Here is a 1,455-nt window from a genome sequence, read left to right on the forward strand (position 1 = left end):
GGCCTGGGTGGGGATGCTCGGGTTCACGCTGCTGGGGCTGGGGTTGTGTGTGCTGGTGCCGCAGACGTTCGCCGCGGCCGGGCGGCTCGCGACCGAGAAGTACGGTCCTGGGGCGTCGGACGCGGCGGTGGCGCGGCTCAACGTGTTCAACTACGTCGGCTTCCTGGTCGGTTCGCCGTTGGTGGGAGCGCTCGGCGACGCCTGGAGCTACCGCGGGGCGATGCTCGTACCGATGGTGTTGGTGCTGGTGACGGTCGTGTACGCCCGGTCGTTCGAGACTCAACCGGACCGATACGGTGGCGGGCATGAGCGGCCGCGCACAGCTGATGTGGGACGAGGCAGTAACGGGCTATGACTTCGGGCCGGAGCATCCGATGGATCCGGTCCGGCTGGCGCTGACCCGAAGTCTGGTCGGTGCCCTCGGGCTCGACCGGGAGGTGGAGGTCGTCGCGGCGCGGGCGGCCGGCGAGTCGACGCTGCGGCTCGTGCACCGGCAGGACTACATCGACGCGGTGAAGGCGGCGTCGGTGGATCCGGGCGCGGCGGACGGCTCGTACGGGCTGGGGACCGTCGACGACCCCGCCTTCGCGCGGATGCACGAGGTGTCGGCGCTGATCGCCGGGCAGTCGGTGGGGGCGGCGGAGGCGGTCTGGCGCGGTCAGGCGCTGCACGCGGTGAACTTCGCGGGCGGGCTGCACCACGCGATGCCGGGCGCGGCCTCGGGGTTCTGCGTGTACAACGACGCGGCGCTGGCGATCGCACGGCTGCTGGAGCTGGGGGCCGAGCGGGTCGCGTACGTCGATGTGGACGTGCACCACGGGGACGGGGTGCAGGCGGCGTTCTGGGAGGACCCGCGGGTGCTGACGGTGTCGCTGCACGAGCATCCGCGGACGCTGTTCCCGCAGACCGGGTGGCCCGAGGAGACGGGCGCGGAGTGTGCCGAGGGGTCGGCGGTGAACATCGCCCTGCCGGCGGGGACCGGGGACGCGGGGTGGGTGCGGGCGTTCCACGCGGTGGTGCCGGAGGTGCTCGCGGACTTCCGGCCGCAGGTGCTGGTGACACAGCACGGTGCGGACACGCACTTCGAGGATCCGCTGGCGCATCTCGCGGTGTCGCTGGACGCGCAGCGGGCGGTGCAGGTGGCGTGTCACGAGCTGGCGCACGCGTACGCCGGTGGGCGGTGGGTGGCCCTTGGCGGGGGCGGGTACGCCGTGGTGGACGTGGTGCCCCGGTCGTGGGCGCATCTGGTGGGGATCGCGGCGGGGCGGCCGGTGGAGCCGGAGACGGTGATTCCCGAGGGGTGGCGGCAGGAGGGGTTCGCGCGGACGCGGCAGCTGGGGCCGGTGCGGATGACCGACGGGCGGTGGCCGGTGGGGTGGGCCTCGTGGGAGGAGGGGGACGACCCCGCGGACCGGCTGGACCCGGCGGGGGTGGCGGCTCGGCGGGGCGGGGTTT

The 1,455-nt window shown here is 74.0% G+C and carries 2 protein-coding genes; both read left to right on the top strand.

Going from position 1 to position 1,455, the window contains the following annotated elements:
* Positions 1-355 (top strand): MFS transporter (locus DMH12_RS38465; protein ID WP_148107610.1); only part of this gene is annotated, 355 nt, incomplete at its 5' end.
* On the top strand, positions 306-1,455 hold a 1,150-nt coding region (locus tag DMH12_RS38470), incomplete at its 3' end, for an acetoin utilization protein AcuC (protein WP_148107611.1). The genes DMH12_RS38465 and DMH12_RS38470, both read left to right, overlap by 50 nt.

The organism is Streptomyces sp. WAC 04229 (assembly GCF_003947455.1).
Lineage (GTDB): Bacteria > Actinomycetota > Actinomycetes > Streptomycetales > Streptomycetaceae > Streptomyces.